The sequence below is a fragment of the Streptomyces sp. NPDC047043 genome (genome assembly GCF_040644055.1).
GTDB lineage: Bacteria > Actinomycetota > Actinomycetes > Streptomycetales > Streptomycetaceae > Streptomyces.
In genome coordinates, this window is the sequence record NZ_JBEYVO010000039.1 from 86,903 (window position 1) to 112,779 (window position 25,877).

Sequence of the window (25,877 nt, forward strand, 5' to 3'; positions counted from 1 at the left end):
GCCGAGTGCACGAGCGGGGACACGGCCGCCACTGAGACGGCGGCTCTCCGCGACGAGACGGTTCGGAGCGTACGGCGCGCTCCGGGCTTGGTCAGTCGAGGTCGGCGGCCGTGCCCGTGACGGCAGCGAGAGCCGCGGAGAGCAGACGGTGGGCTTCCTGCGGCGAGGACGGTGTCGCGGCGTGCCGGTAGGCGATGTGGAGGTCGGGTCGGACGAGCAGGACTCCTCCATCCTCGATCTCGCTCAGGTCCGCCCAGCTGCCGTAGGGGTCCTCGTGCTCCTCCCCGGGCCCGATGGACACGCCGCGCATTGTCAGCCCCCGCTCGGCGGAAAGGGCCTCGGCGGCGTCCAGCCAGGGGCGACCGCCGATGCCGGTGAGGATGCTGAACTCACCGTGTCCGCCCAGGTCGAGGGTGGATATCCGCTCGCCGCCGCGCGTGACCCAGGTGTGCGGCAGTTTGGCGCCGGGCCGGGTGGTGGGCTGGGCGTACAGCTCGGGGTCGCGGGCGAACTCCTCAGGTGCGGAGCCGTCCGGTATCACGGCGTCCGAGGAGTAGCGCTGGTTGTGTTCCACACCGTGCGCGTTGAACTCGTAGGACTTGTATGCGATCGCTTCGCGCAGCGCCCGCCGGGTCTTCTCGCCCTGCGGACCGGGCGCCTTGCGTGCCGCGAGGCGTTCGTCGAGGGTGTCCGGGTCGGAGGTGTCGGTCAGGTCGAGCGCCTGGATGATGCGGCCGGTGTCGGCGATGCTCAGGTTGGCGCGCTCGACGATCTGCCGGGCGATCGGCGCCCGTTCGGCGTCGTAGCTGTCGAGCAGCGAGGGCGCGGCCGTGCCGCGGATGACGTGTGCCAGCTTCCAGCACAGGTTGTAGGAGTCCTGGATGGAGGTGTTGGAGCCGAGCCCGTTGGTGGGCGGGTGACGGTGCACGGCGTCGCCGGCGCAGAACACCCGTCCCTTGGAGATCGTGGTGGCGTAGTGGTGGTTGACCGTCCATGGGGAGGACGACTTCACTCGCATCTCGAAGTCGTCCGTGCCCACCAGCTTGACCGCGAGCTCGCGGACGAACTCCTCGGTCAGCTCCGGCGGGCCGGCGGCGACCTCGTAGCCCCACATGAGCATCCACTCGTGCCACGGCTTGATCATCCGCAGCACGCCGAGGCCGACGCCTTCCTTCTCGGCGCCGGGCTGCAGCATCCAGTACAGGACGGACGGCCGGTGTGCGACGAAACGCGACAGGTCGGCCTCGAAGACGATGCCGAGCGCGCCGGCGACCGGTCCCGGGCCCTCGAAGGGCAGGCCCAGTGTCTCGGCGACCTTGCTGCGGGCTCCGTCGGCGCCTATGAGATAGCGGGACCGGACGCTGTACGTGGTGCCGGTCAGCCGGTCGAGTACCCGGGTGGTGACCCCTTCGCCATCCTGTTCGTGGGAGAGGTACTCGCTGTCGAAGCGGATCTTCGCACCGCGGCGCTGGGCCTCCTGGACGAGGATCGGCTCGGTGATGGTCTGCGGGGCGTCGACCATCGAGCAGGGGCTCGCAAGGACGTAGTCAGCGTGCCGAAGCGCGTCCGTTCCCCAGGAGGGAACGCGTCCGAGTTCCTCTCCGGCAAGGCTGGTGCAGAACGTCGTGTTGCTCATGGACTCCCAGGGAGTCGCCTCACGCAGGAGGCGCTCCTCCACACCGAGGTCGCGCAGCACCTCCATCGTCCGCTGGTTGGTGATGTGGGCGCGGGGTGTGTCGGCGAGGGCGCCGTACTTGGTGATGAGTCGCACGCGGATGCCGTACGTCGCCAGGAGCAGCGCCGCGGACGCGCCGGCGGGGCCTGATCCGACGACCAGGACATCGGTGTCGTGCGAGGTGGACGGGACGGGGGACTGCGGGCTCACGGAAACCTCGTCTCTGCGGGGGGAACTTGACCGGGGCCTCGGCCGGCGCCGGGTGTCGGTCGGGGGCGGGCGCCGACCCGGCTGCTCTGCCCGTGGCGGTGATCCGCCGGCCGAGGTACGGCGCACCGTCACGATGTCGAACGGCGCAGCGGCCGCCCGCCGGGTCAGGTGGCGAAGTCGGGATAGGGCTGGGAGAAGTGCGCGAGCCGGGCCGCGTATTCACGTTGGAACCCCAGTGGTTCGGCGTGGTCACGCTCGAACAGCGCGATGAAGAGGGTGAGGGTGAGGAACGGGTGCGCGCCCAGGGTGAACAGCGACACGTAGTCGTGCGTGGCCAGGGCCTCGTGTTCCTCCGCGGTGAGACGCAGCCAGGTGGTGGCCTCGGCGGAGATGGAGCCCAGCAGGGTGCCCGCCATCTCCTTCTCCCACCAGGTCACGGTGGCACGTGGTTCGTTCCGGTAGCGCTCGACGAGGTCGGGGTCGCGGTCGACGGTGTAGAGGAACTTGTCGAGCAGGTACTTGCTCATGCCGGTACTCCGTTCGGGTACCAGGTGAAATAGGCCTCCATGGTGTGGAACAGGTCGAGGGTGTCGACGTGGTCGGCCTTGGCGCCCTCTCCGGCGACACCCATCATGAGCATGAAGTCCATGAAGCCGTGGGTCGCGTTGCCCGGCGTCCACAGGCTGTCCAGGCTGACCTCGGACAGGCAGCCCTCCACGTCGCCGCTCGCGATCCATTCCACCGCCTTGCGGTCGAACTCCGGATCGGGTCCGTGCGGGCCGAACTGGCGCGGACCGCCCAGCTCCAGCGAGAGGTGTCCGGTGCCGATGACGGCCACCCGCAGATGGCTCGGCCAGGACTCGACGAGTTCCCGGATGGCCTGGCCCAGCTGTACGAACCGGGCGGGCTGGGGCAGCGGCGGGGCGAAGATGTTGGTGTAGATCGGCACGATCGGCAGGTCGGCCTCGGGCCGTAGGGTGATGATCGGGCACGTGATGCTGTGGTCGATGCGCAGTTCGTTGCTGAACGCCAGGTCGAAGCCCGCGTCCAGCCCGTGGCGAAGGATGTGCGTCGACAGGTCCTCCTGGCCGCGCAGCGTCATCCGCGGGAGCCCGAACTCGCGTTCCTCGTTGTACCAGTTGGCGTCGTACATCGGTGCCTTGCCGATCAGGAACTGCGGCATGTTGTCCAGCCACAGCTGGTGGAAGTGGTCCGAACCGACCATCACCAGCACGTCGGGGCGGGCCTTGGTCAGCGTCTCGCGGAACGCGCCGATCTTGGCGACCCACTCGTCCGCGAACGGTGGGCGGTCATCGCCCTCGGTGAGGCTCGTCCGGTAGTAGAAGGGGTGGTGCGTCGCAGCGATGACCGCGGCGAGCGTGGCCATGATGCCTCCTTACGTTGTAGGTGGGTTGATTCCGGTCGCTCGTAGGATCGGGAGGCCCAGGGAGGCCCAGGGAGGCCCAGGGAGGCTCAGGGATGCCGGGTGTGGCTTGGTGCCTCCAGCCCGTCGGTGGCTTGAAAGGATTGGCCGCTCGGCATCCCGCGACGGCTCGACCACTCATTGGGATGCGCGCGACAAGATCGCTTGGTAAGGACACGCTGGCGAGGTCGTCTGCTGGGTTTTGAACGGATACGACTTCGGAGGTGGCCGTGCCCGAACTGTGGGCTGGTACGGACGCGGACAAGGCCGAACATCACTGCGTGGTGATCGACACCGGCGGCAGACGGAAGTTGTCGCGCAGGGTGGCCAACGACGGGACCGAACGGCTCAACCTGATCGCCGATGTCCTCGCGCTGAGCGAGGGCGAGCTGGTGACCTGGGCCATCGACCTCAACGCGGGCGGAGCCGCGCTGATGATCGCGCTGCTGACCGACAACGGCCAGCAGGTCCTCTACATCCCCGGCCGGACCGTCCACCACGCCTCCGGTTCCTACCGGGGCGACGGCAAGACGGACGCGTAGGACGACGCCTTCGTCTTCGCCGACCGGGCCCGCATGCGCCACGACCTCCAGACGATGGACCACGGCGACGACATCGCCGTCGACCTGCGCATCCTCACCTCGCGCCGCCTGGACCTGGCCGCGGACCGCAACCGGGCGATCAACCGGATGCGGGCCCAGATGCTGGAGTACTTCCCCGCCCTGGAACGGGCCATCGACTACAGCACGTCGAAGGCGGCCCTGGTCCTGCTGACCGGCTACCAGACCCCGGCCGCCCTGCGCCGCACCGGCAGGAACCGCCTCGCCACCTGGCTGAAGAACCGCAAGGTTCGCAACTACCAGCTCGTCGCGGCCACCGCCGTGGAGGCCGCCGAGGCCCAGCACACCGCGGTCCCCGGAGAGGGACTGGCCGCCGCCGTGGTGGCCAGGCTCGCGAGGGAGGTGATGGCCCTCGATGAGGAGATCGCCGAGACCGACGTCCTGATCGAGGGCCGGTTTCGCGAGCACCCGCACGCCGAGGTCATCCTGAGCATGTCCGGCATCGGCCCCGTCCTCGGTGCCGAGTTCATCGCCCACACCGGCGGCGACATGCACGTCTTCGGCAGCTCCGACCGCCTCGCCGGCGTCGCCGGCCTGGCGCCCGTCCCGAAGGACTCCGGACGCATCAGCGGCAACATGTGCCGACCACGCCGCTACTGCCGAAGGCTCCTGCGGGTGTTCTACATGTCCGCGATGGTCGCCGCCCGGTGCTGCCCCGTCTCGAAGGCGTTCTACGAACGCAAGAAGGCCGAAGGAAAGGGCCACAGTCAAGCGATCATCGCCCTCGCACGACGTCGCCTGAACGTCCTGTGGGCGCTCATACGCGACGGCCGCACCTTCGAGATCACCGCGCCCCCGAGCCCCGCAACGCTGGGCTGACACGCTCACAGCGAGTCACCGCCCGGGCTTGACAACCTCATTGGGAATCCTTTCAGGCGTTGTCGGCGGGATCCGGGGCCACGTAGGCGGCGTTACGGTCGACAGCCGTGTACACGTCCATGCCGATGGGGTGGCGGCGTTCCTCGGCGAGATGGCCGAGCAGCCCGGCCGCCCGGGCGAGCAGCGCGAAGCCGCGTAGCAGGTCGACCGGGAGACCGAGGTCGGCCAGCGCCGCGCCGCAGACACCGGCGCCGTTCAGCGGCAGGGTGCGGCCGAGCACCTGCGGGTGCACCCTGCCGATCGCCTGGAACAGCCGCAGGTGAGGGCCGCGGAGCTGCTCCTCTTCGGCGATGCGCAGCAGGGCCGGAGTGCGCGGGTCCAGGGTCTTGTGCACCGGGTGACCGAGGCCGGGAACCAGCCGGTGGTCGGCACGGGTACGGGAGACCGCGGCGAGGGCGATCTCGTCCCAACCCGCCATGTCCTGTGGCAGCGGCCCGTCCGTCCGGGCCAGCGTCTCGGCGAGGAACCGGCCGCAGTCCTCGGTGACCCCCAGGAAGCGCGATCCTCCGCCGAGCAGTCCGGCGGCCAGTGCGCCCTGCAGTGACTCCGGGGCGCTGAGGTACGTCAGCCGGGCGGCGATCGCCGTCGGTGTGAAGCCGTGGTCGGCCAGGGCGACCAGGACGCTCTCGAAGACCCGCACCTCGGACGGGGCGGGACGGCGCTGGGCGACCAGCCAGAAGGCGAGTTCACCGAAGCCCACCTGTCCCATGAGGTCCTCGGCGAGGTCCTGGCCGAGGAGGTGGATCGAGGTGGCCTGCGAGGTGCCGATGGAGGTCGGGTAGCTGGTCATCGCGCGTCTCCGGGCCGCTCGGACGCGTCCTCGGGCTGTGGGGAGAAGTCTCCGGGCCGTACGGAGAGCCAGCTGCGGATCTCGGTGCCCTGCTCGTCCAGGGCCGGCGGTGGCAGGTCGTAGCGCGGCGGCGTGGCGGAAAACGTGATGGGGTTGCGGATGCCCGGCACCGCGGCCTCGCCCACCCCCGACGCGACGACCGGATCGAGGCCCAGCTCGGCGGCGAAGGCGACCCCGCCCTCGATGGTGTTGATCGGCGCCGAGGCCACCCCGGCCGCGGCCAGTTCCCGGAACCACTCGTCCTTGGTCCGCTTGCGCAGCCGCTCGACCAGCAGCGGGCGCAGCTGTTCCCGGTTCGCCGTCCGGTCCTGGTTGTGCGCGAAGCGCGCGTCGTCCACCAGCTCCGGCGCTCCCAGGACGTCGCACAGTTTGCGGAACTGCCCGTCGTTGCCGGCGATGACGATCAGCTCACCGTCGGCGGTCGGCAGTGGTTCGTACGGGAACAGGCTGGGATGGGCGTTGCCCATCCGATAGGGCACCACTCCACCGGCCACGTAGGCGCTGGAGTGGTTGACCAGGCCGGACAGTGCCGTGGAGAGCAGATTGACCTCGATCCGCTGGCCCCGCCCCGTGGCGTCCCTGTGCCGCAGCGCCGCGAGGATCCCGATCGCCGTATGCAGGCCGGCCATCACGTCGAACACCGAGATGCCCGCGCGGTACGGCGAGCCCTCCGGGGCACCGGTCAGGCTCATCAGCCCGGAGATCGCCTGCACCATGAGGTCGTAGCCGGGCAGCGACGCGCCGGCCCCGGAGCCGAAGCCGCTGATCGAGGCATAGACGAGGCCCGGATTGCGGGAGCTGACCGAGGGGTGGTCCAGCCCGAACCGGCGCAGTCCGCCGGGTTTGAAGTTCTCGATCATGACGTCGGCGCGGGCCGCGAGTTCGCGGGCCGCCGCGAGGTCCTCAGGAACACGCAGGTCGAGCGCCACCGACCGCTTGTTACGGTTGACGGCCAGGTAGTAGGTGGACACCTCGTCGCGGGTGGGAGGCATCCAGGTCCGGGTGTCGTCGCCTCCAGGGCTCTCGACCTTGATGACCTCGGCGCCGAGGTCCGCAAGCAGCATGGTCGCGTACGGCCCCGCGAGGATTCGTGAGAAGTCGGCGACGAGCAGTCCGGCCAGTGGGCCCGCCACCGGGAGGCCGGACCCCGCCGCGCGCTTCTTCGACATCTCCATGACTTCACCTTTCGACCGCATGACGGACAGCTGTCCGCGAAAACGAATGCCACCTGTGCCTGCGGCCGACGAACGCCCTGGCCAAGGGCACGGACATCCCTGCCCGGCACTGTCCGATCACCGTGTCGGAACACCGACTAGGCAGAGCGCGGGTTAGGTTCTCCGCGGGCTGTCACGCGTCCTGCCGGCGGGGTTGTGGCTCCGCCTGCCGCCGGAGGCGCGGAGCGCTCGCCGTCCCGTCCCGGCCACCTGTCCGCGCCGGCGACCGGGGTGCCGCGCACCCGGTTCACCGCGCGGGTGAGGTGAGCCCGGCCCGGTCGGCGGCTTGAGCTGCGAAGGCCTTGTCACGTGGCCAAGTTCCTGACGGCGACGTACCGGCCGGGGAATTCCCTTCCGCTCATCCCAGGGTGGCGGTGACGCTCTTCGTGGTGTCGACCAGAGCGGTTGCCACCGGGGAGTACCGCAGGGCCTTCTCGGCCAGATCCTGGAAAGTCGCCTCGTCGAGGCCGTCGACCTCACCGCCGACCACGTACTTCATTGTCGCCAGCCGACCGACGGTGCCACCGCGCGGCTCCGGCACGAGGTGGACCTCGACCTCGACGTCGAGATGTTTCGGGTTGCCGCCCGCCCGCCCGACCAGGGTCGCGAGCGCCATCGAGTAGCAGCCGGACGCGGCTGCGGCGACCAGTGCCTCCGGGCTCGTCATCCCCTCCTTCATGTCGTTCTTCGTGACCCGCTCCTCGTAACTGAAGCCGACCGGGGCGGTCTTGCTGGCCACGAACGTGACGTCACCCGATCCGGTCATCGAAGTGCCGTGCCAGGACGTGCGAGCCAATCGCGTGGGCATGTGGGTGAATCCTCTCGTCGGGGTGGTCGGGAGCCGGGTGCGCAACGGAGGGGGCGGGCCGGTCAGGCCACGTCCACGTTGCGGGCGAAGTGCCCAGGACCTTCGAGATACCAGGACAGGATGCGGCGCGGTTCGATGCGGAGCGCATCCGCGGAGAAGCCGCGGGAGAAGGGTTCCTCCACCGGCACCAGGGTGGCGACGCCGCGGACCTCGATGCCCCGGCCCCGCACGTCGCTGCCCTTGTCCTGCCAGTCGTCGACGACCACGGACACCCGCGGTTCGGCCGCGATGTTCCTGGCCTTCTGCGTCTTCGGGAGGTTGAAGCTGCCGACCCAGATCAGTCCGGAGTCGAGGTCGAACCACGCGACCAGCGGATGGATCATCGGCTGACCGGACGGGCCCACCGTGCCCAGGCGGGCCAGCAGACCGGGATGGGTCAGCGGGCTGCCGTAGGGGACGATGTTGTCCTTCGACATCTCATGGATGAAGTCCTTCTCGCTCTGGCTGTAGATCATCTCGTGACTCTCCTCTCGTACGGATCGGGGCGCGACACCGCGGTGCCGCTTCCGTCGGGTCAGGGTGTGGCAATGCCGTAGGTTCGCCGGCCGAGTTCCGTCATCAGGTTCTCCAGGCTGGTGTTCAGGGCGTGGGTCTGCGCCGTCGACATGTCGCGCCATATGCGCTGCATGCGCTTGCCGTCCGCTGCGGCGGTCGAGCCGGCCGTCGGGAACAGGACCTGCTGGGTGACATCCCAGGCCATGTGCCACGCCTCCAGCCCCAGCGCGACGATGTCCAATTCGGTCGCCCTGTCGAAGGGCCGCCTGCCGCTGGCGGAGTCCTCACAGGCGCGCATATAGAGGTCGGCGCCCTGGGCCACGACCGCCTCGGCGGCACGCAGCCTGCCGCGCGCGATGCCGGTCCAGCGCTGGTACTCGGGGCTCTCCATCCGGGGCATGATCGGTGGGAAATAGGTGGTCTTGGCACGGTTGGTCGCGGTGTACTCGTCGAAGGCACCGAGCGCCATGCCGACCAGCAGGGCTCCCATGTCGAGCGCGCTCTGCGCCTGCACCGGACCCGCGTAGAGCGGGTTGCCGTGCAGGCGGTAGCCGGGTGTCCCGTTGGTCACGTCCACGAAGCGCAGGGTGCCCGCGTCCAGCACATGGTCGTCCGGGACGAAACCGCGGTCGAACACGATGGTGTTCGATCCCGTGCCTTTGAGTCCCAGGGTGCCGCCCCAGTCGTCGAGCATCGTCCAGCTTGAGCGCGGCGCGATGAACGGCCGTGGCGAGCCGAGGGGGTTGCCCGCGTCGTCGACCGGGGTGGCGTTCGCTATGTGGTGGGTGGCGTAGGGCGATCCCGAGCAGAAGCCGTAGCGCGCCGTGACCTCCCAGCCGCCGTCGACCTTGCGCATGGTGCCGGACGGCATGATGGCGGCCGACGACACGAAGTCCCCGTCACCGAAGACGGCGGTCTGGGCGCTCTCCGGCCAGAACGCCGCCACCTGGGTCCCGTGGTGGGCGCCGAGGCAGAAGTTCCAGCCGACGGACGGGCAGCCGCTGGCGAGGATCTTGACGATCTCGTTGAACGTACGCAGGTCGAACTCGTAGCCGCCGTAGCGCCGGGGGATGAGGGTGCGGTACAGGCCGGCCTTCTCGAAGGCCTTGTGGATCTCCACCGAGTAGGTGGTCAACTCCTCGGTCTCCGCCTGGCGGGCGATCAGCTCAGGGACGAGATCCCGCGCGCGGGAGACCAGATCCTCGGGCGTGAGATCGGGCTCGGGCGGTGTGATCCGTCCTGTTGCTGTGTCGTGAACCACTGACATCTTTGTCCCTCCGACTGTGTCGGGCGTGTTTCCGGATCTCACCGCATGGTCGGCTGATCGAAAGGGTTATGACGAAGTTCGGTGTCTTCGGATAGCTTTTCAGCTATATGTCCCTCTTCTGAGCCGCCTCATGACGCCGGTCCGACGATGGACCGGACCTTGCTTGCCTGCGCTTCGTCGAAGAACCCCGTTCCGCCGTCCTGGGCCGACTGGCCGGGCCTCGTCATCCCGGCGAGACGGTGGTACTCGGAGAAGATCGCGTCGGCCTCCGCGGAAGGGAGGACGTCGTCGATGTGGTCGAAGCGCTTGCCGCCGGTGCGCTCCTCGACCAGTCGGCGGATGATCTCGGGCCCCTCCCCGCGGTTGGCGATCACGACCCGGTTCGCCGCCTCCCGGCGCTCGTTCTCGTAGCCCTGGAGCGCCTCGATCGGATCGCCACCGCCACCCAGCTTGCGGGCGAGGGCTCCGGCGTCCAGGAGCGCCTGGCCCAGACCGTTGCCGCCGCGCGGGTACAGCGCGTGCGCCGCGTCGCCGAGCAGGGTGACGCGGCGGTCGCTCCAGAAGGGCAGCGGATCGTGGTCCATCATCGGGATGACATACGCCGCGCGCGCTGTCCGGAGCATCTGGGTGATGTCGATGAAGTCGGCGTCCCAGTCGGGGAACATGCCGGCGATCTCGGTCGCGTCGGCGGTCTGGTTCCAGTCCTCGACCATCTGTGGCCGGCCATACTCCTCGATGGCCCAGTTGACCAGGGTGAGGTCGGTGCCGAACGCGTTGTCGATGATCGGGTAGCAGATGATGCTGCCCTTGCTGGGGGCGCCGATGTGGAGAATCGTGCCGCCGGCCAGGTAGGGCTTCATGAGTGTGACACCGCGCCACATGGTGACGCCCGAGTAGCGGGGGCCGGACCTGCCGGGGTGCATGGCGTGCCGGATCGCGGAGTTGATGCCGTCCGCGCCTATGGCGATGTCGGCGCGCACTTCTTCCGGCACCGTGCTGCTTCTGCGCTCGAAACGGACCGTCACCCCTTCGTCATCCTGCTCGAAGCCGATGCACCGTGCGCCGACGACGATCGCGTCGGGACCGAGCCGCTCGGTCACCGCGTCGATGAGGACCTTCTGCAGGACACCGCGGTGACAGAAGCGCATCGGGTGCGAGTAGCCCATGTGGGTTCCGCACCGCTCGCCGTAGAGCCGCTGGCCGTGCTGGTTGTAGAAGGTCGACTCGAGCGCGTCGACCGTCACCTCCTTGACGGCGTCCAGCACGCCCAGTTCGTCGAGTTCTCGTGCGCCGTAAGGCTGGAGGACGATCCCCACCCCGAGCTCGCGCAGTTCGACCGCCGACTCGTACACGCGTGGTCGGAAACCCTGCTGCTGCAGGCGCAGCGCGGTTGTCAGGCCGCCGAGGCCTGCTCCGATGATCGCGATCTCCACGACGCCTTCTCCTTCGGGCTGACGCGTAGGCAGACGAGTCGCCGAGCCGGCGCCCCATCGCCATGGCGATGGGGCGGTCCGGGGTGAAGACCGCTGGCGAGTCGTCGTCCGGTAACGCCCCGAAACGCTATGGCAATCCGATCGAGAGTTCTAGGACTAATCTGTTTTGGTTTCGATAGCTTTTTCGCTATCGGTGAGCTCAAGTTTGTATGACATTCTTGTGGAAAGCCTCTGTGACCAGCACCTACCTGGTTGTTTGTCATACGGAATCCCATGGCCGAGGGTGGCTGGAAGTCCTCTCGCCGACCCGAACAAGGGATCGTCCGGCTTGGCCACTGCGGGTGGTCGGCCGACGGCGTGACGCTGCGCTCCGTCCGAACGGCGATGGACGAGCCGCCGGACACGGCCGACAGCCTCCTGCGCCTCTGCGCGGAGGAAACGACAGGTCAGCGAGTCTGCCGAGCGTTCGGTGCGGCGAAGGCCCTGGTGGCACGGGCCGAGGAGGCAACGGAGTAGTCGCCTGTCAAGATCGTTGTCCGAGTCGCCCGGCCTCGGGTGAGAGCAATGGCGCATGGCCCGCGCCGCGTCAGCGCATCGGTCGAGAACCGCCGTGCCGACTTCTCGGTCGCCGCGATCGTCACCGTCCTGGAGCAGCCGGCGCGGTCGACGTACGTGCGCGAAGGTCGCGCCGCCGCTCACGCGTCGACGTCGAGCAGCCTGAGTCCGGCCAGGGTGGTCCTCCGCACGTGGACGGCGCTGGCCTCGGCCGCCGCGGCGGCGTCCCGGTCGGCCAGCGCCCGGTGGATTTCCTCCAGTTCACACGCCGAGGCCCGGGATCGTTCCCGGCCGACGAGCCCTGCCGTCATGAGGACGCTGACCTGGCGGTAAAGGCCGATGAGCAGGTCCTCGGTCGTCGTCGAGCCGGCGGAGTGCGCCAGCAGGGAATAGAAGCGGTCGTGTGCGACCTGCAGGCGCCACGGCGTCGGTGAGTCCTCTACCACGAGCCGAAAGGCGCGGGCACCCGTCCCGAGGGCCTCGACCCGCGGCTCGGGCGCGCGCTTGGCGAACCGCAGCGTCAGGACTCCCTCGAGTTCGATGCGGACATCGTCGATGTCCGCGATGAGCTCGCGGCTGAGCCGGGTGACGGAGTATCCCTCGGCGGTTCGGACGACGATCCCCACGTGGACGAGTTCCTCGAGTCCGAGCCGGACGTCGGCGATCCGGCTCGCGGCACGTGCCGCGAGAGCCTGGACGTCGAGCGGGGAACCCAGGGGCACCGCACCGGTGAGGATCGAGTCAAGCACGAGATCCCGGACCGCGATCAGGTTCGCCACCTGCGGATTCGCAGGAACGAAGTCGATGAGCACGCCGTCGAGCGTATCCGCGGGCTTCGGCGCGGGCAACGGTTCACCACCGTCTGCGGACCGGGCGAGCGCATCCGGTCGGACCGCGTGCGAGACGGTGTCGAGCGGCGGAGTGCACGGAACCCGCGCTTGTCGGGGATTGCAAATCGTCGTACATTCCTGCAAACGCAGGTTGGCAGCAGACTGCAAGAGAGCCGAGAGTAGGCGGATCCGGCGCTTGCCGAGATCGATGTCGTCATACATTCCCCGGGCAACGACCGGCTTCGGGACGACGCCACTGCGGGTTCGTGACTCCCCTGACAACAAGTGTGGCCGCGGCATGGCCGCCGGCCGGGAAAGGAGTATCCGATGTCCGTGTCGAGTGCGCAGCAGCCCGAGACCCCGGCGCCGAGCAGTCGCGCCTCCGGCGTCACCGCAGACCGGTTCAGGGATGTCCTGGGCAGGTTCTGCTCTGGTGTCACGGTGGTGACGGCGGTTGACGGCGGGGAACCGGTCGGTATGACCTGCCAGTCGTTCATGAGCCTCTCGCTGGATCCTCTGCTCATCGCCTTCGCGCCGGCGTTGAGTTCCGTGACCTACCCGCGGATCCGCCGAGCCGGGAGGTTCGCGATCAGCGTCCTCGGGGAGGAGCAGGCCTCCGTCGCCTTCGCGTTCGCGCGCAGCGGGACCGACAAGTTCGCCGGGGTGGCGTGGGAGCCGGGGATCACCGGCGCGCCGCTGATCCAAGGCGCTATCGCGCACATCGAGTGCCACCACGAGGCCGAGCACGAGGCGGGCGACCACCTACTGGTCGTGGGACGGACGATGGCCGTGCGCGATCAGGCCGACGGGCGCCCGTTGCTCTTCTTCCGCGGGGCGTTCGACGAACTCGGGGCCGGCGCCGCCCGGTCGTGACGAAGGCGCCGCCGTCCTCGGGGCGACAGGTACGCCGAGCGGGATCGAAGTCGTGCGGAGGCGGCAGCCTCACCCGCGCGTCGAGGCCGGTGCGGCGGCCCTACTGGAGCATCAGCGAAGTCAATAGCCCACTGGCTATGTGTTCAGCCAAGACTTTGTCTTGGACCTATTCTTTCGGGCCGACTAGGTTCGAACGCGCCGGACGGGCAGGGAACTGACACTGCCCCCGGACCGCGAGACGAAAGGATCAACCGTGATCCCACGCGAGGTGGCCCTCGTCATCGACACCCATCACCACGTGGGTGAGCTTGCGCTGGGGGTGACCGGTGAGGGCGGTGGCCGATCGGACCAGGACCCCGCCGGCACGCACCGCGCGATGCTCGCCCGGTTCGGCATGGCCGCGGCCTGCGTCCTGCCCGGCATGCAGTACGAGCGTCCGCACGGGATCGTGAACACGCGCGCCGTCAACGACGCCATCGCGGCCTATCGCGACGCGGACCCTCGGCACTTCCCCGTCGCGTTGGGGGTCGTGGAACCGCTCCACGGGCTGGACCTGTGTCGCAAGGAGATGGCACGGGCGGCGCACGAGCTCCGGCTCGACGGCTTCGTCTGGCACACCCGCTACCAGGGCGTCGCGCTGTCGGACCGGCGGATGCACGCGCTGATCGACGAGGCGACAGCGCTCGGCCTACCCTGCTACCTGCACGTGTTCTCCGAGTCCGCGGTGGAGGCCCCGTGGATGCTCGGCGAGCTGGCCAAGCAGCACCCGGACGCACGGCTCGTCGCACTGGACGGGTTCTCCGGGGCGACGCAGATCCACTACATCATGGACCTCGCCGACCGTTACGAGCACCTGCTGTTCGACACGGCGGTCTGCTTCCCGCTGCTGCGCCCGCTCGAGACCTTCATCGCCCGGTTCGGGTCCGAGCGTCTGCTGTTCGGCACCGACTCCTACGCCGATCCCGTCACCTACAACACACCGTCCGTCCTCAACGAGCTGCTCGCTTCCGAGCTGCCGCAGGAGGACCTGGACAACGTCATGTGGCGCAACTTCGAGCGCCTGTTCCCGCAGGCCCGCGCGCGCCGCACCGGAGAAGAGGGCTGACGGAGCGACCTCCGTCAGCCGACTGCGCGGCGCCGCCGCGCGTCAGTCCTCGCGCAGCCTGCCCGCGGATGCGGGGCGATGTCCGCCGTCCGTGCCTGAGCACGCGCCCGCGGACGCGAGGCCGTCCGCCGCGCTTCAGCCCTCGCGCGGCCTGTCCACGGACGCGGGGCCGCGCCCCCTTCGTGTTGGAGCGGCCCGTCCGCGGACGCGGAGGCGCGTCGCCCGTCCGCGCCTGACCACGGGACCACGGACCCGGGGCCGCGCCGTGCCCGTCGACGCGGTGCAGCACGCGTTTCGTCCGACCAACCATCGATGGAGGGGTTCTTTATCATGGACGCGGAATCGAACCAGCACTGGCCAGTCGTCATCGCCGGAGGCGGTCCCGTCGGCATGACGCTGGCCGCCGAGCTCGGCATCCGCGGAGTGCGGACGCTCGTGCTGGAACAGGCACGGGAGACGACCGACAACCCGCGATGCAACACGACGAACGCCCGGTCGATGGAGTACTTCCGCCGCCTGGGCGTCGCGGACAGGATCCGACGGGCGGGCCTGCCGGTCGGCCACCCCACCGACGTCGTCTACTGCACGGCGCTGACGGGCTGGGAACTGACCCGGTTCCCGTTCTCCAGCAGCGGCGACATCCTGTCCGGCCACGCCCCGGAATTCGACGACTGGCCGACGCCGGAGCCCCAGCACCGGATCTCGCAGATCTACCTGGAGCCGATCCTGGAAGAGCATGTACGGTCCATGCCCTCGGTGCAGATCCGGCGCGCGAACCGGGTGGAAGGAGTGACACAGGAGGGTATGGCTGCGACCGTCGACGTCATCGATGTGGAGTCCGGGCGGGAGTACCGGGTGACGGCGGACTACGTCGTGGGCTGCGACGGCGGAGGCAGCACCGTACGCCGGTCGATCGGCGCCGTCCTGCAGGGCGATTCCCGGGTCGCCGAGGCCCGTGTCTCCGTCTACTTCCGGTGCACCGAACTCGCGCGGCACCTGGGGCCACGGCCGGGCTGGATGTACTGGTGGTTCGGGCCGGAGCTGCACGGCTCGTTCGTCCAACTCGACGGCGAGGCGCTGTACCTGTGCCATGCGCGCGTGCCGGAGGACATGGAACCGGAGGACCTCGATGCCGACCGGATCCTCGAAGCGGCACTGGGCCGGCCGATGCCGCACGAGAAGATCAAGGTCGTCCGCTGGACACCGCGCAGGCTGGTCGCCGACCGGTTCCGCGACGATCGGGTCCTCCTGGCCGGTGACGCGGCACATCTGTGGCTTCCGCTCGGTGGCTTCGGGATGAACACCGGGATCGCCGACGCGGTCGGCCTCGGCTGGCGGCTCGCGGCACTGCTCGACGACTGGGGCGGCGAGCGCCTCTTCGACGACTACGCCACGGAACGGCGCTCGGTCGGCGAGGCGACCTCCCGCGCCGCAGTGAAGATCGACAAGGACATGGACGCGATCGGCACCGAACCGGAGTTGCGCGAGAACAGCCGGGAGGGCGCGGCGCTGCGGCAGCGGGTCGGCGAGCTGATCCAACAGGTCGACCGGCAACAGTGGTTCAGCCAGGGAGTCCAGTTCGGCTCCCGGTACACCGGCTCGCCGGGTACCGACGCGGACGCCGGCACCGAGGGGCCCGCGATCGAGGGCATCGGCGTCTACGTGCCGTCGGTGACCCCCGGCGTCCGGTTCCCGCACCACTGGCGTCCGGACCGCGCGTCGATCTTCGACCAACTCGGAAGGGATCTCACGATCGTCCGCGTCGGACCGTCGGCGCCGCCGGTCGACGCCCTGGTGGAGGCCGCCGTGAACGCCGGGATACCACTGACCGAACTGGCCGTGGCTGAGGACGACGCGGTCGCCGTCTACCACCGGCCGCTGGTGCTCGTACGCCCGGACATGTACGTCGCGTGGAGCGGCGACGTGCTGCCCGCCGACCCGGGCGAACTGCTGGCGCGCCTTTTCGCCGGACACGCTCCCGTGGACGCCTGACCACCCGTGGACGCCTACCCCACTCCCGGGGACGGCCTAGATGATTGATGCGCTCTTACGCGCTGGTCAGTGGGGTGGGGTGGGGTGGGGTGGTCGTAGTGGATCAGCGAGCGTTTCCTCTCGGCTCCGCAGGCCCAGTTGTGCCAGATCGCCGCGTTGAGGACCAGGAGCCGCTGGAGCACCCTGGCCCACAGACCGGAGAGCACCCGGCCGCCGTGGGCCTCCAGGCCGAGCTGGCCCTTGAGCGTCCAGTTCACCGACTCGATGCGCTGGCGGAGCCAGTACGGGAAGATCCCCGGGTCCCTCTCATCCTTGCGAGCGGGACGGACCACGATGATCCCCGGCTCGGCCATGTCCGTCTCGAACTCGGCTCCGGCGAAGCCCTTGTCACACACCTGTGGTGCCCGGCTCGGGCCGGTTCTTCTCCAGCGCGAACATCACCCGCATCGCGTCACGCTCCTTGACCGGCTTCGGGTTGACCATGACGAACCCGGTGACCAGCCCGTCCGGGGCGCACACCGGCATCAGCTCGACGCCCCAGTAGAGGCGCTGGTGGGACTTGTCCATGCCATAGCCGGCCCATCCGAACAGGTCCGAGCGTTGCGCGGTCTGACGCGAGGAGCCGCACGGGACGGGGGTACCGTCCCACAACCGGACCACATCGAGACTCGACGGGGTCCGCGCCGCGAGCCAGCGCAGGGTCGCCTCCATCAGGTCACCTGCCCCCCATTACCGTCTTCGTAGCCCCGCAACGGGGTTACCGGCCTTCGGAGTTGGCATGACTACCTCCCCTTGTCGAGTTCATGGCCCGGGGGGGGGGTGTCACCAGCTCCGAAGGCACTGACAGACCGCTGATTAGGGGCATGACCACCGGCCTTTCCGCAGGTCGGGAGGCTCTTCGTAATGTGGATGTGGCGATCAGTGCCGTGGCAGGCCGGGTGAACAGCACCGAAGGAACCACGACGTGATCGACACCAGCGACATCGACGTCTACCTCGGACTGGACGTCGGCAAGGGCGAACACCACGCCACCGCACTCACCCCGGCCGGGAAGAAGACCTTCGACCGCAGACTGCCCAACAGCGAACCCAAGCTCCGCGAGGTCTTCGCCAAGCTGCAGGCCAAACACGGCACCGTCCTCGTCCTCGTCGACCAGGTCGCCTCCATCGGCGCCCTGCCGCTGACCGTCGCCCGCGAGCTGGGCTGCCACGTCGCATACCTGCCCGGCCTGACCATGCGGCGGATCGCCGACCTCTACCCCGGCGAGGCCAAGACCGACGCGAAGGACGCGTTCATCATCGCCGACGCGGCCAGGGCGATGCCGCACACGCTGCGGTCGGTGGACCTCGACGACGAGACGATCGCCGAGCTGTCGATGATCGTCGGCTTCGACGACGACCTCGCCGCGGAAGCGACCCGCCTCTCCAACCGGCTGCGGGGCCTGTTCACCCAGATCCACCCGCACCTGGAACGGGTCCTGGGCCCGCGCATGCAGCACCCGGCCGTACTCAGGCTGCTGGACCAGTTCGGCTCGCCGGCCCAGATCCGCAAGGCCGGACGCCGACGGCTCATCGCACTGATCCGGCCGAAAGCACCCCGCATGGCCGAGCGGCTGATCGACGACGTCTTCACCGCGCTCGACGAGCAGACCGTCGTCGTTCCGGGCACGGACGCAGCCGCACTGATCGTCACCAGCCTCGCCTCCTCGCTCCAGGCGGTGCTCGACCAGCGCAGACTCCTGGCCCACCGGATCGAGGAACTCCTGGAGGCCCACCCTCTTTCCAAGGTCCTGATGTCCATGCCCGGCATCGGCATCAGGACCGGCGCCCGCATCCTCATCGACGTCGGCGACGGCACCTCGTTTCCATCCGCCGCCCATCTCGCCGCCTATGCCGGCCTCGCCCCGGCGACTCGAAGCTCCGGGTCGTCCATCCGCGGCGAACAGCCTTTGCGGAGAGGAAACAAGCAGCTCAAGCGAGCCTTCTTCCTCTCGGCGTTCGCCGCGCTCGCCGACCCGGCCTCCCGCACCTACTACGACAAGAAGATCGCCCAGGGAAAGCACCACACCCAGGCCATCCTCTGCCTCGCCCGCCGCCGCGCCGACGTGCTCTTCGCGATGCTCCGCGACGGCACCTTCTACCAACCACCAACCCCGATCACCCCTTGACTAAAGTCATAGGGGCACCCCCCGCAGCCGCCGGTTGTACTCGCTTTGCGACAGCAGCCGCGGGACGCGATGCCCGACCAAGGACAGGGCCGACCGGAGGCAGTGCCACTCGTCGTTGAACCGCAGCAACACCTGCGCCACCGCCAGGCAGACCAGTTCCGCGTCGGTCACCTCCAGCGGATGCCCCGGCCCCGAACGCGCCCTGCGCGAGGGGATGATGCCGTCGTCCAGCTCGACATGCAGTGCTGTCAGGAGAGTGTCCAGAGCGGTGTTGATGCAGAGCGGCAAAGGGGCCTCGCTCGACCTGATGGAGGTACGGCGACTGCTGGAGCACCTGGCCACCGCCCTCGCCGCCACCCGGATCACCGACGACGGCCTGGCCGAGGTCAAACGCCACCTGGACACCATGCGGGGGGCTCGTGAGCATGTCGAGCGGCCGAACTCGCACGACGCCGCGTTCCACCGTGCCGTTGTGGCCGCGACGGGCAACGAGTCACTGCTCACCCTCTTGGAAGGGATCTCCGGACGTACCCTGCGGGCCCACATCCGGCGCGGTCTCGTCTACGACCAGGCCGCGGCGAGGACCCTCGCGGAACACGAGGCGATCTGCGCGGCCCTTTCGGCACGGGACTTCGCCCTCAGCCAGGCCGCGGCGCTCCTGTACGTCGGCAACACCGAGGAGTGGCTGTGCGAGCACCTCCGCTCGTCGGGGTCCCTCGGGGCCGTCTCCGGGGAGACCGCCCTCGAAACCGCCCGCAAGGCATCCTGAGCGGCACGGACGCCGCGGCCCGGTCGACGGCACGGGTCGAGGCCTCCGTGGGGCCGCGGTGGACCGGACTCGGCACGAACATAGCCGACCGATCGTGTTGACCGAGCGGTCGCCTGCCGAAAACCTTGCGTCGTTCGGTTTTGTCCTCTACGTTGCGCCGTGTTTCCGAATCGTTTCACTCGCTGGTGCGGCCATGAGGTGGGCGTCGTGCGCGATGCCCGGTACCGGTCGTCGACGACGTTCCGTGTGCCGCACGACGCGGCCCGGGGTTGATGCCTGGCCGGACAGTGGTGTGTTCCACAGGAGGGCTGTTCCATGCCGTACGACCTGGATGCAGACGGGTGCAGATCCACGAAGGCCGGGGCGCTCGGCCGCCGGCGGCTCGTGTCGGGCGCGGTCGCCCTCGCGGTGCTGACGGTGCCGCTGGCCGCAGGCGTCGCCTCGGCGGCGCCCACGGGCGGACCGGGGACCCCGGTCTGCAAGAAGGGGTGCTTCTCGCACATCACCGGCGCCGAGACGTTCGGTCAGCTCGCCGAGCATCCCGCGTTCGCCGGCTTCGGCCGGTACATCGGTCCGTGGGAAGGCGGTCCGACGTGGGAGGTCGTCAAGGACCTGCCCATCACCCAGGTGGCGCCGTACCTGGCGCCGTACGGCTGGGACGTGCCGACGATGGTGGACGGCGTCAACTTCCTCATCGACCAGCGCAACCAGGGCAGCCGGCTCTTCCACCGGATCTACTCCGACGCCGACATCGCGGCCGACCCCGCGAAGGGCACGGCCGGTGTGTTCTTCATCCCCGGAAAGCCCAACGCGCCTCTCGCGGTCGTTCTCGCGGGCGGAGGGTTCACCTCGGTGGCTTCGATCCAGGAGGCGTTCCCCCACGCCAAGCGCCTCCATGAGGCCGGGTACAACGTCGCGGTCCTGAAGTACCGTGTCAGTCCCGACGGCCGAATGCCGGGCCGCGAAGGGGAGTTGAAGTCGATGGCTGACGGAACGGACGACCTGGCACGAGTGTTGAGGTTCACCCGTTCGCATCTGCTACCCAAGAACTACCGCATGGACGGCTACGCGCTCTGGGGCAGCTCGGCCGGCGCCTCCATCGTCGGCGCCTGGGGCTCCGACGGCCAGTACAGTGCGGAGGCCCATGGCTTCCGCGACCCGGCGGCCATCATCAGCGCCTATATGAGCCCGCGGTACAGCGACTTCGTCGGGCCGTCCTTTCCCGACTCCTTCGTCACCCACGCCGCCGACGACACCGTAGTGCCGATCGCGGGGGTGGACGCGCTGGTCGAGAAGCTCCGCGGCCTCGGCGTGACCGTGGACTACCGGCGATACGACACCGGTGGCCACGGCTTCGGGCTCGGCGTCGGCACACCGGCCAACGGCTGGTTCGACCAGGCACTCGCCTTCTGGGCCGCCCGCACCGGACCGGGCAACTGCCCGCCGAAGAAACCCCGCTGACACTCGTCGGCCGGGGCCTAGCTCGTCCTGTCGGTGCCGTACGCGCGGGACCCGGTCACCGGTTCGGTGTCGTGGTCCCGCCATGCCACCATGAGCAGGACCAGGCCGACGGTGAGGCTGACGCCGGAGTTGACCAGCAGGTCCGACGTGGCCATGCCGATGGCGCGGCCCCAGTAGACGAGCTGCGCGATGGCGTCCCAGAGGATGTACATCAGCGCGTTGACAACGATGAGCCTGCGGCGGTCGGAAGCCCGCCCGAGGCCCATCGCGACGACGGTGACGGCGACGATCAGCATGTGGTAGCCGGCGACGGCGTACCACTGGAACTGCCGGGTGGGGGTCATCTCGCCGCCGAGATAGGCGCGGTCGATCACCTCGGGGGCGAAGGTGAGCACGATGGTCTGGATCAGGTTGAAGACTATGTAGATCCAGAGGACCACGCGCAGCGGGGGTCTCATGTCGTCATGATGTCAGGCGAGTTGGCGATCGACCGGGAGGGGTGCCTGGCGGGACCCGGCCGACGCGCGCCGGCGCTCCATGGGCGCGCGTGCCGCGACAGCGTCACTGTGGAGGCTCGTGTCACCGCCGACGGCCGTGCCCCGGCAACCGTGGCCCCGTCGTACGGGCAGGGTCGTCTGGTGTCCCCGGGCCGGCCGGTCCGTCCCGTCGCCGGCGAGATGCCCGGCGTCCGGTCCGTCCGGTCCGCGATCGCGGCCGCGGTGCCGGCCGATCACACCCGTGGTGGGCCGCCGGGCGTGCGGCTCGGAGCCGTACCCGGCGGTCGGCGGTCGGCCTGAGAAGGCCGCCGCGCCCTCTGCGACGACAGCGGCACCGGTGGCCGAACGCTGCGCGTCGCCTACGCCCTGGTGTCGACGATGCGGCGCAGGATCTCCGCGAATCCTTCGGCCAGAGCGTCCAGTTGCTCCGGAGTGAGGGCGTCGATCACCAGCTCGCGGACCAGGCTGACGTGACCGGGCGCCGCGCGGTCCATCAACTCCCTGCCACGCGGAGTGAGGGTGGCGCCCACTCCGCGGTCGTCCGTGCCGCAGGCTCCGCGAACGACCAGGCCGTCCTTCTCCAACTGCACGATCTGGTAGGTCAGGCCGCTCTTGGTGACCTTCAACGCGTCGGTGAGCGCCACCATGCGCATCGACCCGCCGGGGGCGTAACCGAGGTGGGCCAGGATCGCGTACTGCACATGGGACAACCCGGCGTCGGCGCGCAACTGCTGATCGAGTACCCGGTTGAGCAGCGTGGTGGCGGTGACCAGCGTGTGCCAGGCCCGCTCCTCGCGCTGGTTCAGTGACCGTGACGTGTCCATGTTTTCATCCTAGCGGAACTTGTTCAAATTGGAACTTCACGCTAATGTCGAAGTCGTTCAAGTTGGAACAACTTGTCCTGCCCGGCGCGGCCTCCGCTCGCCGGGAGCGGGCGCCGGTCGAGTGCCCGGCCCGGGAGCGGACCCGTTCCGCGTCCTGGAGCCACTTGGTGCAACCCATGCCCGATACTCCGCGCAGCCTCGACTGCGCCCGTTCAGAAACGCGCGATGAACCGTATGGAAATCTCCACAGCCGTACCCGTGGCAACCCACCTGAAGAAGCGGTCCGGACCCGCGGCGGTGATCGCCGTGGCAGCCCTCCTCGTCTCGGCGCCCTACGCGTCCGCGGCGCCACGGCAGGAGTCCCCGCGACCGGCCGTCACCGGCGTGCGGACACTCGCCGCACTCGACTTCACCGCTGGTGACTCCCCGGAGAACATCACCGTCAACCCCGACAACTCGCTGACCGTCTCCACGCTGGGCGGGAGCAGCGCGCCGGGCGAGCGTCCGGCACTGCTGCGGATCGGTCCGTCCGGGCAGCGTGGGGTGATCGTGAGGGGGCAGCGGGGCGACGCGTTCACCGGTCTGGCGCGTGGCCGCGACGGCACCGTCTACTACAACGTGTACTCCTCCGACGCCTCCCGGGCCGGTGTGTGGAAACTGTCCCCGGGCGGCACCCCCGGCCGTATCGCCGCCCTGCCCGCCGACGGGCTCCCCAACGGCCTGGCCCTCGACCCCGCCGGGCGCACCCTGTACGTGGCGGACAGCAGCAAGGGCACCATCTGGGCCGTCCCGGCCGTCGGCGGCGAGGCGACCGCCTGGCTGGCCGACCCCGCCCTCGCGGCTGATCCGGCCAACCCGTCCAACCCGTTCGGTGTCAACGGGCTCCGGTTCCACCGGGGGGCGGTCTGGGTCTCCAATGCCGCGCGGGGCACCCTGCTGCGGATCCCGGTCACCGGCTCCGGTGCCCCCGGCCGAATCGGCACCGTGGCTGGCGGCCTCACCAGCGTCGACGACTTCAACTTTCTCAACGACCGCTCCGACGTGGTGTTCGCCGCCCTGAACCGCCTGGGTCAGGTCGTGATCATCCGTCCGGGCGGGGTCACCGAGACCGCCCTGACCGCCTCGGACGGCCTTGCCTCACCGACCGCCATCGCGGTACACGGAAACCGGATCTACGTCACCGACGCCGGCTTCCCCGAGCCCCACGACGCCAAGGTGCAGCGGGGGACGATCGATCCGGCCGCGCTCGACTGCGGTTGGCGCTGAGGAGTCCTCGCCTGTCCGGCACGGACGACTCCTGCGCCGCTGACCGCGCGAGGCGTGGTGTGACGGCGGCCCCTCACGCGGTGTGGAGCTTCTCCCTGCAGGGTGCGTTTCCCGTCGAGTGAGCTGCCGCCTCGTGGTCGTACCGCGCCGGAACCGCAAGGCAGTTGCTCCCGAGCCTCACCAGCCGGCGGACCGCACGCCACCGGGGCCGCCGCGGAGGCCACAGCCACAGACGCGGACGGCATTGGCTCGACGGGCGGCAGTTCAACGGCGACCTGGCACGCCGTAGTGACCCGGGCCGGCTCCCGCGCCGTCAGCGACTCCCGGGCGCGGGGGTTGTTGCTCAGGGCCGCGCAGCGGCCTGCGGTGCGGCATCAATCCCGCAGGTGCGCTCCACGCCCACGGTCCGGCGACGGTCCCGTAGTCGGGCGTGGGGTTGATCCGGCTGTCCAGTACGGCCTGTCCGGCTCCGGCGGCGACGCGTGGACGATGGCCGACGTGCGGACTTCCAGGCCGTAGAGCGCCGTCACTACCTTGCTCTGCGGGGGGGTGCTTCTATCTGTTCGGTCAAGGTCTGTGGGCTTGGTCAGGCTGTTTGTTCGTGCCCGGGTTGGTAGAGGGTGCGGTGCTTGAGCATGGCGTGCAGGACGTCGACGCGGCGGCGGGTGAGGCAGATGAGGGCGGCGTTGTGGCGCTTCTTCTCGGCGCGTTTCCTGTCGTAGTAGGTACGGGATTCGGGGCTGCTCAGGGAGGCGAACGAGGCGAGGAACAGGGCGCGTTTGAGCTGCTTGTTGCCGCCGCGGGGCGGTCCTTCGCCACGGATGGAGGTCCCGGAGCGGTGTGTGGTGGGGGTCAGTCCCGCGTAGGAGGCCAGGTGGGCGGCGGTGGGGAATGCGCTGGCGTCGCCGACCTCGGCCAGGATGCGGGCTCCGGTCCTGACCGCGACCCCGGGCATGGAGGTCAGGACCTTCGCGAGAGGGTGGGCCCCCAGCAGGGCGGCGACCCGCGTCTCCAGCATCTCGCGGCGCTTGAGGACGACAGCCAGAGACTCGGCCAGGCCGGAGACGATCTCGGCGGCCGAGCCGGCGCCGGGAACCTGCACCGTCTGCTCGGCGAGTGCGGCGGTGATCTGCTCGGTCAGGTGCCGGGCGCTGCGCATCCGTGGTGCGGCAGCCAGCATGACCTCGATGATCCGGTCGCCGCCCGCCTCGGCGAGGGCGGCCGGGGAGCCGAAGTCCTGCAGCAGGGCCAGGACGGCCGGGTGCCGCAGGCGTGGCCCCAGGACCCGTTCGAGGGCCGGATGGATCGAAGTGAGCAGGCCGCGCAGCCGGTTGGAAGTGCGGGTGGCGTCCCCTGCGAGGTCGTCGTCATGGCCCAGGATCATGGTCAGTTCGGCCCGCACGCTGTCCTCCGGCTCGATGGAGTGCAGCAGGTGGGGCAGGGTGCGGGCGGCATCGGCGATGACGTAGGCGTCGCGGGCGTCGGTCTTGCCGCTGCCTGGGTGCAGGTCGGCGAGGCGGCGCATGGACAGGCCCGGAAGGTAGGCGACCTCGCAGCCGCTGGCGCGGGCGACGGTCACTGCCAGGGTGCCGATGGAGGCCGGCTGGTCGACTACGACCAGGACCTTCCCCTTGCGCTGAAGGCGGGCGAACAGCTGGCGCAGGGCCGGTTCACCGTTGGGCAGCGGCTTGTCGAAGGTGGTGCGGCCATCTCGCAGCAGGGCCGTGCCGTGGTGCTCGGACTTACCTACGTCCAGGGCGCAGAACACGTCGATCGAGGTGAAGTCGTTGCTGGTCACCGGGCTTTCCCTCCCCGGGAGTTGCAGCCGGTGGCCCACCGGGCACCGGAGATCGGCAGCCACATTACGCAGCCCTGCCGACGGGTGGACATGCTTCTATCAGCGACCTTCCGGTGCCACCGGAACCGGTGGCAGCACCCCCCAGATCATCAACGACAGGGGCAAGGAGCCATACCGGCCCCGGAGGCCACGAGCCCAGTTCGGGCTCTACTCGGAAGGTAATGGGCGTGACGGCGCCGACGACCGTGATCTGCTGCCCGTCCGCCGGTTCCACCCGAGGCGTGCCGCTTCCGCCTCCCCGTAGGCGCAACCGGACAGCGGTGGGCTGTGAGTCCTGCCGTCCGTGGTGGTTGAGGACGTCCGTGTCCGTCAAGGACGGGCGGCTCGCTTCGTCGTTGGTGCGCGAGACGCTCCTGGTGAACAAGTGATGAAGTGGCATCATAAGAAAGCTGATATGACGTCACATAACTGAATACTGTGATTCGTCTGAAGATGTCACTCTTTTCGTGAAGCCGATGGCCACCGAGTCGGACAAGATCTTCAGGAACTGGAGTGCATCCACCATGCGTCAACCGCTTTCCCGGGCAGCCCTCAAGCGTGCGGTGATAGCCGGCGCTGTCGGCCTCACCGCGACCCTGGGGCTCGTCGCCCCGGCGCACGCCGACAGCGGGGTCGTCAACATCCGTGGCAAGGAGTCCTTCAACACGGACACGCTTCTGAACTCCTTGTGCAACGGTGACACCGGCACCACGTACTGGTTCATCAACGTGCAGACCGGTCAGCTCACCGTGGACTCGGGCCGCGGT

General features: G+C 69.4%; 23 protein-coding genes and 2 pseudogenes. 9 read left to right on the top strand and 16 right to left on the bottom strand.

Annotation, left to right across the window (positions count from 1 at the left end):
- Nucleotides 1-91 precede the first annotated feature (91 nt).
- From ABZ880_RS44820 to ABZ880_RS44830, 3 genes are all read right to left on the bottom strand, one after another.
- Nucleotides 92-1,885 (bottom strand): FAD-dependent monooxygenase, encoded by a 1,794-nt coding sequence (locus ABZ880_RS44820; protein WP_361276250.1) that lies wholly within the window; start codon nt 1,883-1,885, stop codon nt 92-94.
- A gap of 164 nt (nt 1,886-2,049) precedes the next feature.
- Nucleotides 2,050-2,412: a hypothetical protein gene (locus ABZ880_RS44825; protein WP_361276253.1), complete on the bottom strand. Its 363-nt coding sequence runs from the start codon at nt 2,410-2,412 to the stop codon at nt 2,050-2,052.
- The gene (locus ABZ880_RS44830; protein ID WP_361276256.1) at nt 2,409-3,272 is read right to left on the bottom strand and encodes an extradiol ring-cleavage dioxygenase; all 864 of its coding nucleotides are present in this window, start codon (nt 3,270-3,272) and stop codon (nt 2,409-2,411) included. The genes ABZ880_RS44825 and ABZ880_RS44830 overlap by 4 nt, the downstream gene beginning before the upstream one ends.
- 260 nt (nt 3,273-3,532) lie before the next feature.
- On the opposite strand from ABZ880_RS44830, the pseudogene ABZ880_RS44835 reads away from it, so the two are divergent.
- Nucleotides 3,533-4,747, top strand: a pseudogene (locus ABZ880_RS44835) (IS110 family transposase).
- A 52-nt stretch (nt 4,748-4,799) separates the two neighbouring features.
- Here ABZ880_RS44835 and ABZ880_RS44840 read toward each other — a convergent pair.
- The 7 genes from ABZ880_RS44840 to ABZ880_RS44870 form a co-directional block, all read right to left on the bottom strand.
- The gene (locus tag ABZ880_RS44840; protein WP_361276259.1) at nt 4,800-5,597 is read right to left on the bottom strand and encodes a citryl-CoA lyase; all 798 of its coding nucleotides are present in this window, start codon (nt 5,595-5,597) and stop codon (nt 4,800-4,802) included.
- Nucleotides 5,594-6,832 carry a CoA transferase gene (locus ABZ880_RS44845; RefSeq protein WP_361276262.1) on the bottom strand — a complete coding sequence of 413 codons (1,239 nt, stop codon included), beginning with the start codon at nt 6,830-6,832 and terminating at the stop codon, nt 5,594-5,596. Before ABZ880_RS44845 ends, ABZ880_RS44840 begins: the two co-directional genes overlap by 4 nt.
- A 397-nt stretch (nt 6,833-7,229) precedes the next feature.
- Nucleotides 7,230-7,679 carry an OsmC family peroxiredoxin gene (locus ABZ880_RS44850; protein ID WP_361276265.1) on the bottom strand — a complete coding sequence of 150 codons (450 nt, stop codon included), beginning with the start codon at nt 7,677-7,679 and terminating at the stop codon, nt 7,230-7,232.
- 62 nt (nt 7,680-7,741) lie between these two features.
- Nucleotides 7,742-8,194: a pyridoxamine 5'-phosphate oxidase family protein gene (locus ABZ880_RS44855; RefSeq protein ID WP_361276268.1), complete on the bottom strand. Its 453-nt coding sequence runs from the start codon at nt 8,192-8,194 to the stop codon at nt 7,742-7,744.
- A gap of 59 nt (nt 8,195-8,253) precedes the next feature.
- Nucleotides 8,254-9,501 (bottom strand): acyl-CoA dehydrogenase family protein, encoded by a 1,248-nt coding sequence (locus ABZ880_RS44860; protein ID WP_361276271.1) that lies wholly within the window; start codon nt 9,499-9,501, stop codon nt 8,254-8,256.
- Between the two features lie 128 nt (nt 9,502-9,629).
- On the bottom strand, nt 9,630-10,934 hold the full coding sequence (locus tag ABZ880_RS44865) for an FAD-dependent monooxygenase (RefSeq protein ID WP_361276274.1): 1,305 nt from the start codon (nt 10,932-10,934) through the stop codon (nt 9,630-9,632).
- 695 nt (nt 10,935-11,629) lie between these two features.
- Complete coding sequence (locus tag ABZ880_RS44870; RefSeq protein WP_361276277.1) at nt 11,630-12,541, bottom strand: FCD domain-containing protein; 912 nt, start codon at nt 12,539-12,541, stop codon at nt 11,630-11,632.
- 105 nt (nt 12,542-12,646) lie between these two features.
- Between ABZ880_RS44870 and ABZ880_RS44875 the strand changes: the two genes are divergently transcribed.
- From ABZ880_RS44875 to ABZ880_RS44885, 3 genes are all read left to right on the top strand, one after another.
- Entirely contained in the window at nt 12,647-13,192 is a 546-nt protein-coding gene (locus tag ABZ880_RS44875) for a flavin reductase family protein (RefSeq protein WP_361276279.1), read from the top strand.
- Nucleotides 13,193-13,445: 253 nt separating this feature from the next.
- On the top strand, nt 13,446-14,297 hold the full coding sequence (locus tag ABZ880_RS44880) for an amidohydrolase family protein (RefSeq protein ID WP_361276281.1): 852 nt from the start codon (nt 13,446-13,448) through the stop codon (nt 14,295-14,297).
- A 330-nt stretch (nt 14,298-14,627) separates the two neighbouring features.
- Nucleotides 14,628-16,289 carry an FAD-dependent monooxygenase gene (locus ABZ880_RS44885; protein ID WP_361276283.1) on the top strand — a complete coding sequence of 554 codons (1,662 nt, stop codon included), beginning with the start codon at nt 14,628-14,630 and terminating at the stop codon, nt 16,287-16,289.
- 14 nt (nt 16,290-16,303) lie between these two features.
- Here ABZ880_RS44885 and ABZ880_RS44890 read toward each other — a convergent pair whose 3' ends face one another.
- Nucleotides 16,304-16,684 carry a hypothetical protein gene (locus tag ABZ880_RS44890; protein ID WP_361276286.1) on the bottom strand — a complete coding sequence of 127 codons (381 nt, stop codon included), beginning with the start codon at nt 16,682-16,684 and terminating at the stop codon, nt 16,304-16,306.
- A complete protein-coding gene (locus tag ABZ880_RS44895) occupies nt 16,677-17,000 on the bottom strand; it encodes a hypothetical protein (RefSeq protein ID WP_361276289.1) in 324 nt (107 codons plus the stop codon). Before ABZ880_RS44895 ends, ABZ880_RS44890 begins: the two co-directional genes overlap by 8 nt.
- A gap of 253 nt (nt 17,001-17,253) precedes the next feature.
- On the opposite strand from ABZ880_RS44895, the gene ABZ880_RS44900 reads away from it, so the two are divergent.
- Entirely contained in the window at nt 17,254-18,456 is a 1,203-nt protein-coding gene (locus tag ABZ880_RS44900; RefSeq protein ID WP_361276292.1) for an IS110 family transposase, read from the top strand.
- 6 nt (nt 18,457-18,462) lie between these two features.
- Here the strand turns inward: ABZ880_RS44900 and ABZ880_RS44905 are convergent, their stop codons facing one another.
- Nucleotides 18,463-18,744, bottom strand: coding sequence for a hypothetical protein (locus ABZ880_RS44905; protein ID WP_361276295.1), 282 nt, complete (start codon nt 18,742-18,744; stop codon nt 18,463-18,465).
- 13 nt (nt 18,745-18,757) lie between these two features.
- On the opposite strand from ABZ880_RS44905, the pseudogene ABZ880_RS44910 reads away from it, so the two are divergent.
- Both ABZ880_RS44910 and ABZ880_RS44915 read left to right on the top strand, forming a co-directional pair.
- Nucleotides 18,758-19,225 (top strand): annotated as a pseudogene (locus ABZ880_RS44910) (FCD domain-containing protein); the annotation flags it as partial.
- Nucleotides 19,226-19,540: 315 nt separating this feature from the next.
- Nucleotides 19,541-20,686 (top strand): alpha/beta hydrolase, encoded by a 1,146-nt coding sequence (locus ABZ880_RS44915; RefSeq protein ID WP_361276298.1) that lies wholly within the window; start codon nt 19,541-19,543, stop codon nt 20,684-20,686.
- A gap of 17 nt (nt 20,687-20,703) precedes the next feature.
- On the opposite strand, the gene ABZ880_RS44920 is transcribed toward ABZ880_RS44915, so the two are convergent.
- Together ABZ880_RS44920 and ABZ880_RS44925 are read right to left on the bottom strand one after the other, a co-directional pair.
- Nucleotides 20,704-21,144: a hypothetical protein gene (locus tag ABZ880_RS44920; protein WP_361276301.1), complete on the bottom strand. Its 441-nt coding sequence runs from the start codon at nt 21,142-21,144 to the stop codon at nt 20,704-20,706.
- A gap of 398 nt (nt 21,145-21,542) precedes the next feature.
- Nucleotides 21,543-22,007 (bottom strand): MarR family transcriptional regulator, encoded by a 465-nt coding sequence (locus ABZ880_RS44925; protein ID WP_361276303.1) that lies wholly within the window; start codon nt 22,005-22,007, stop codon nt 21,543-21,545.
- Between the two features lie 225 nt (nt 22,008-22,232).
- Between ABZ880_RS44925 and ABZ880_RS44930 the strand changes: the two genes are divergently transcribed.
- Nucleotides 22,233-23,273, top strand: coding sequence for a hypothetical protein (locus ABZ880_RS44930; RefSeq protein WP_361276305.1), 1,041 nt, complete (start codon nt 22,233-22,235; stop codon nt 23,271-23,273).
- A gap of 586 nt (nt 23,274-23,859) precedes the next feature.
- On the opposite strand, the gene ABZ880_RS44935 is transcribed toward ABZ880_RS44930, so the two are convergent.
- Entirely contained in the window at nt 23,860-25,071 is a 1,212-nt protein-coding gene (locus ABZ880_RS44935) for an IS110 family transposase (RefSeq protein ID WP_361276308.1), read from the bottom strand.
- Nucleotides 25,072-25,634: 563 nt separating this feature from the next.
- Here ABZ880_RS44935 and ABZ880_RS44940 point away from each other — a divergent pair.
- Nucleotides 25,635-25,877 (top strand): hypothetical protein (locus tag ABZ880_RS44940; RefSeq protein WP_361276311.1); only part of this gene is annotated, 243 nt, incomplete at its 3' end.

Coding starts and splice junctions, on each gene's coding strand:
- ABZ880_RS44825 (WP_361276253.1), bottom strand. CDS start 2,412: ATGAGCAAGTACCTGCTCGACAAGTTCCTCTACACCGTCGACCGCGAC.
- ABZ880_RS44830 (WP_361276256.1), bottom strand. CDS start 3,272: ATGGCCACGCTCGCCGCGGTCATCGCTGCGACGCACCACCCCTTCTAC.
- ABZ880_RS44840 (WP_361276259.1), bottom strand. CDS start 5,597: ATGACCAGCTACCCGACCTCCATCGGCACCTCGCAGGCCACCTCGATC.
- ABZ880_RS44845 (WP_361276262.1), bottom strand. CDS start 6,832: ATGGAGATGTCGAAGAAGCGCGCGGCGGGGTCCGGCCTCCCGGTGGCG.
- ABZ880_RS44850 (WP_361276265.1), bottom strand. CDS start 7,679: ATGCCCACGCGATTGGCTCGCACGTCCTGGCACGGCACTTCGATGACC.
- ABZ880_RS44855 (WP_361276268.1), bottom strand. CDS start 8,194: ATGATCTACAGCCAGAGCGAGAAGGACTTCATCCATGAGATGTCGAAG.
- ABZ880_RS44860 (WP_361276271.1), bottom strand. CDS start 9,501: ATGTCAGTGGTTCACGACACAGCAACAGGACGGATCACACCGCCCGAG.
- ABZ880_RS44870 (WP_361276277.1), bottom strand. CDS start 12,541: ATGTATGACGACATCGATCTCGGCAAGCGCCGGATCCGCCTACTCTCG.
- ABZ880_RS44875 (WP_361276279.1), top strand. CDS start 12,647: ATGTCCGTGTCGAGTGCGCAGCAGCCCGAGACCCCGGCGCCGAGCAGT.
- ABZ880_RS44885 (WP_361276283.1), top strand. CDS start 14,628: ATGGACGCGGAATCGAACCAGCACTGGCCAGTCGTCATCGCCGGAGGC.
- ABZ880_RS44895 (WP_361276289.1), bottom strand. CDS start 17,000: ATGGAGGCGACCCTGCGCTGGCTCGCGGCGCGGACCCCGTCGAGTCTC.
- ABZ880_RS44915 (WP_361276298.1), top strand. CDS start 19,541: ATGCCGTACGACCTGGATGCAGACGGGTGCAGATCCACGAAGGCCGGG.
- ABZ880_RS44920 (WP_361276301.1), bottom strand. CDS start 21,144: ATGAGACCCCCGCTGCGCGTGGTCCTCTGGATCTACATAGTCTTCAAC.
- ABZ880_RS44925 (WP_361276303.1), bottom strand. CDS start 22,007: ATGGACACGTCACGGTCACTGAACCAGCGCGAGGAGCGGGCCTGGCAC.
- ABZ880_RS44930 (WP_361276305.1), top strand. CDS start 22,233: ATGAACCGTATGGAAATCTCCACAGCCGTACCCGTGGCAACCCACCTG.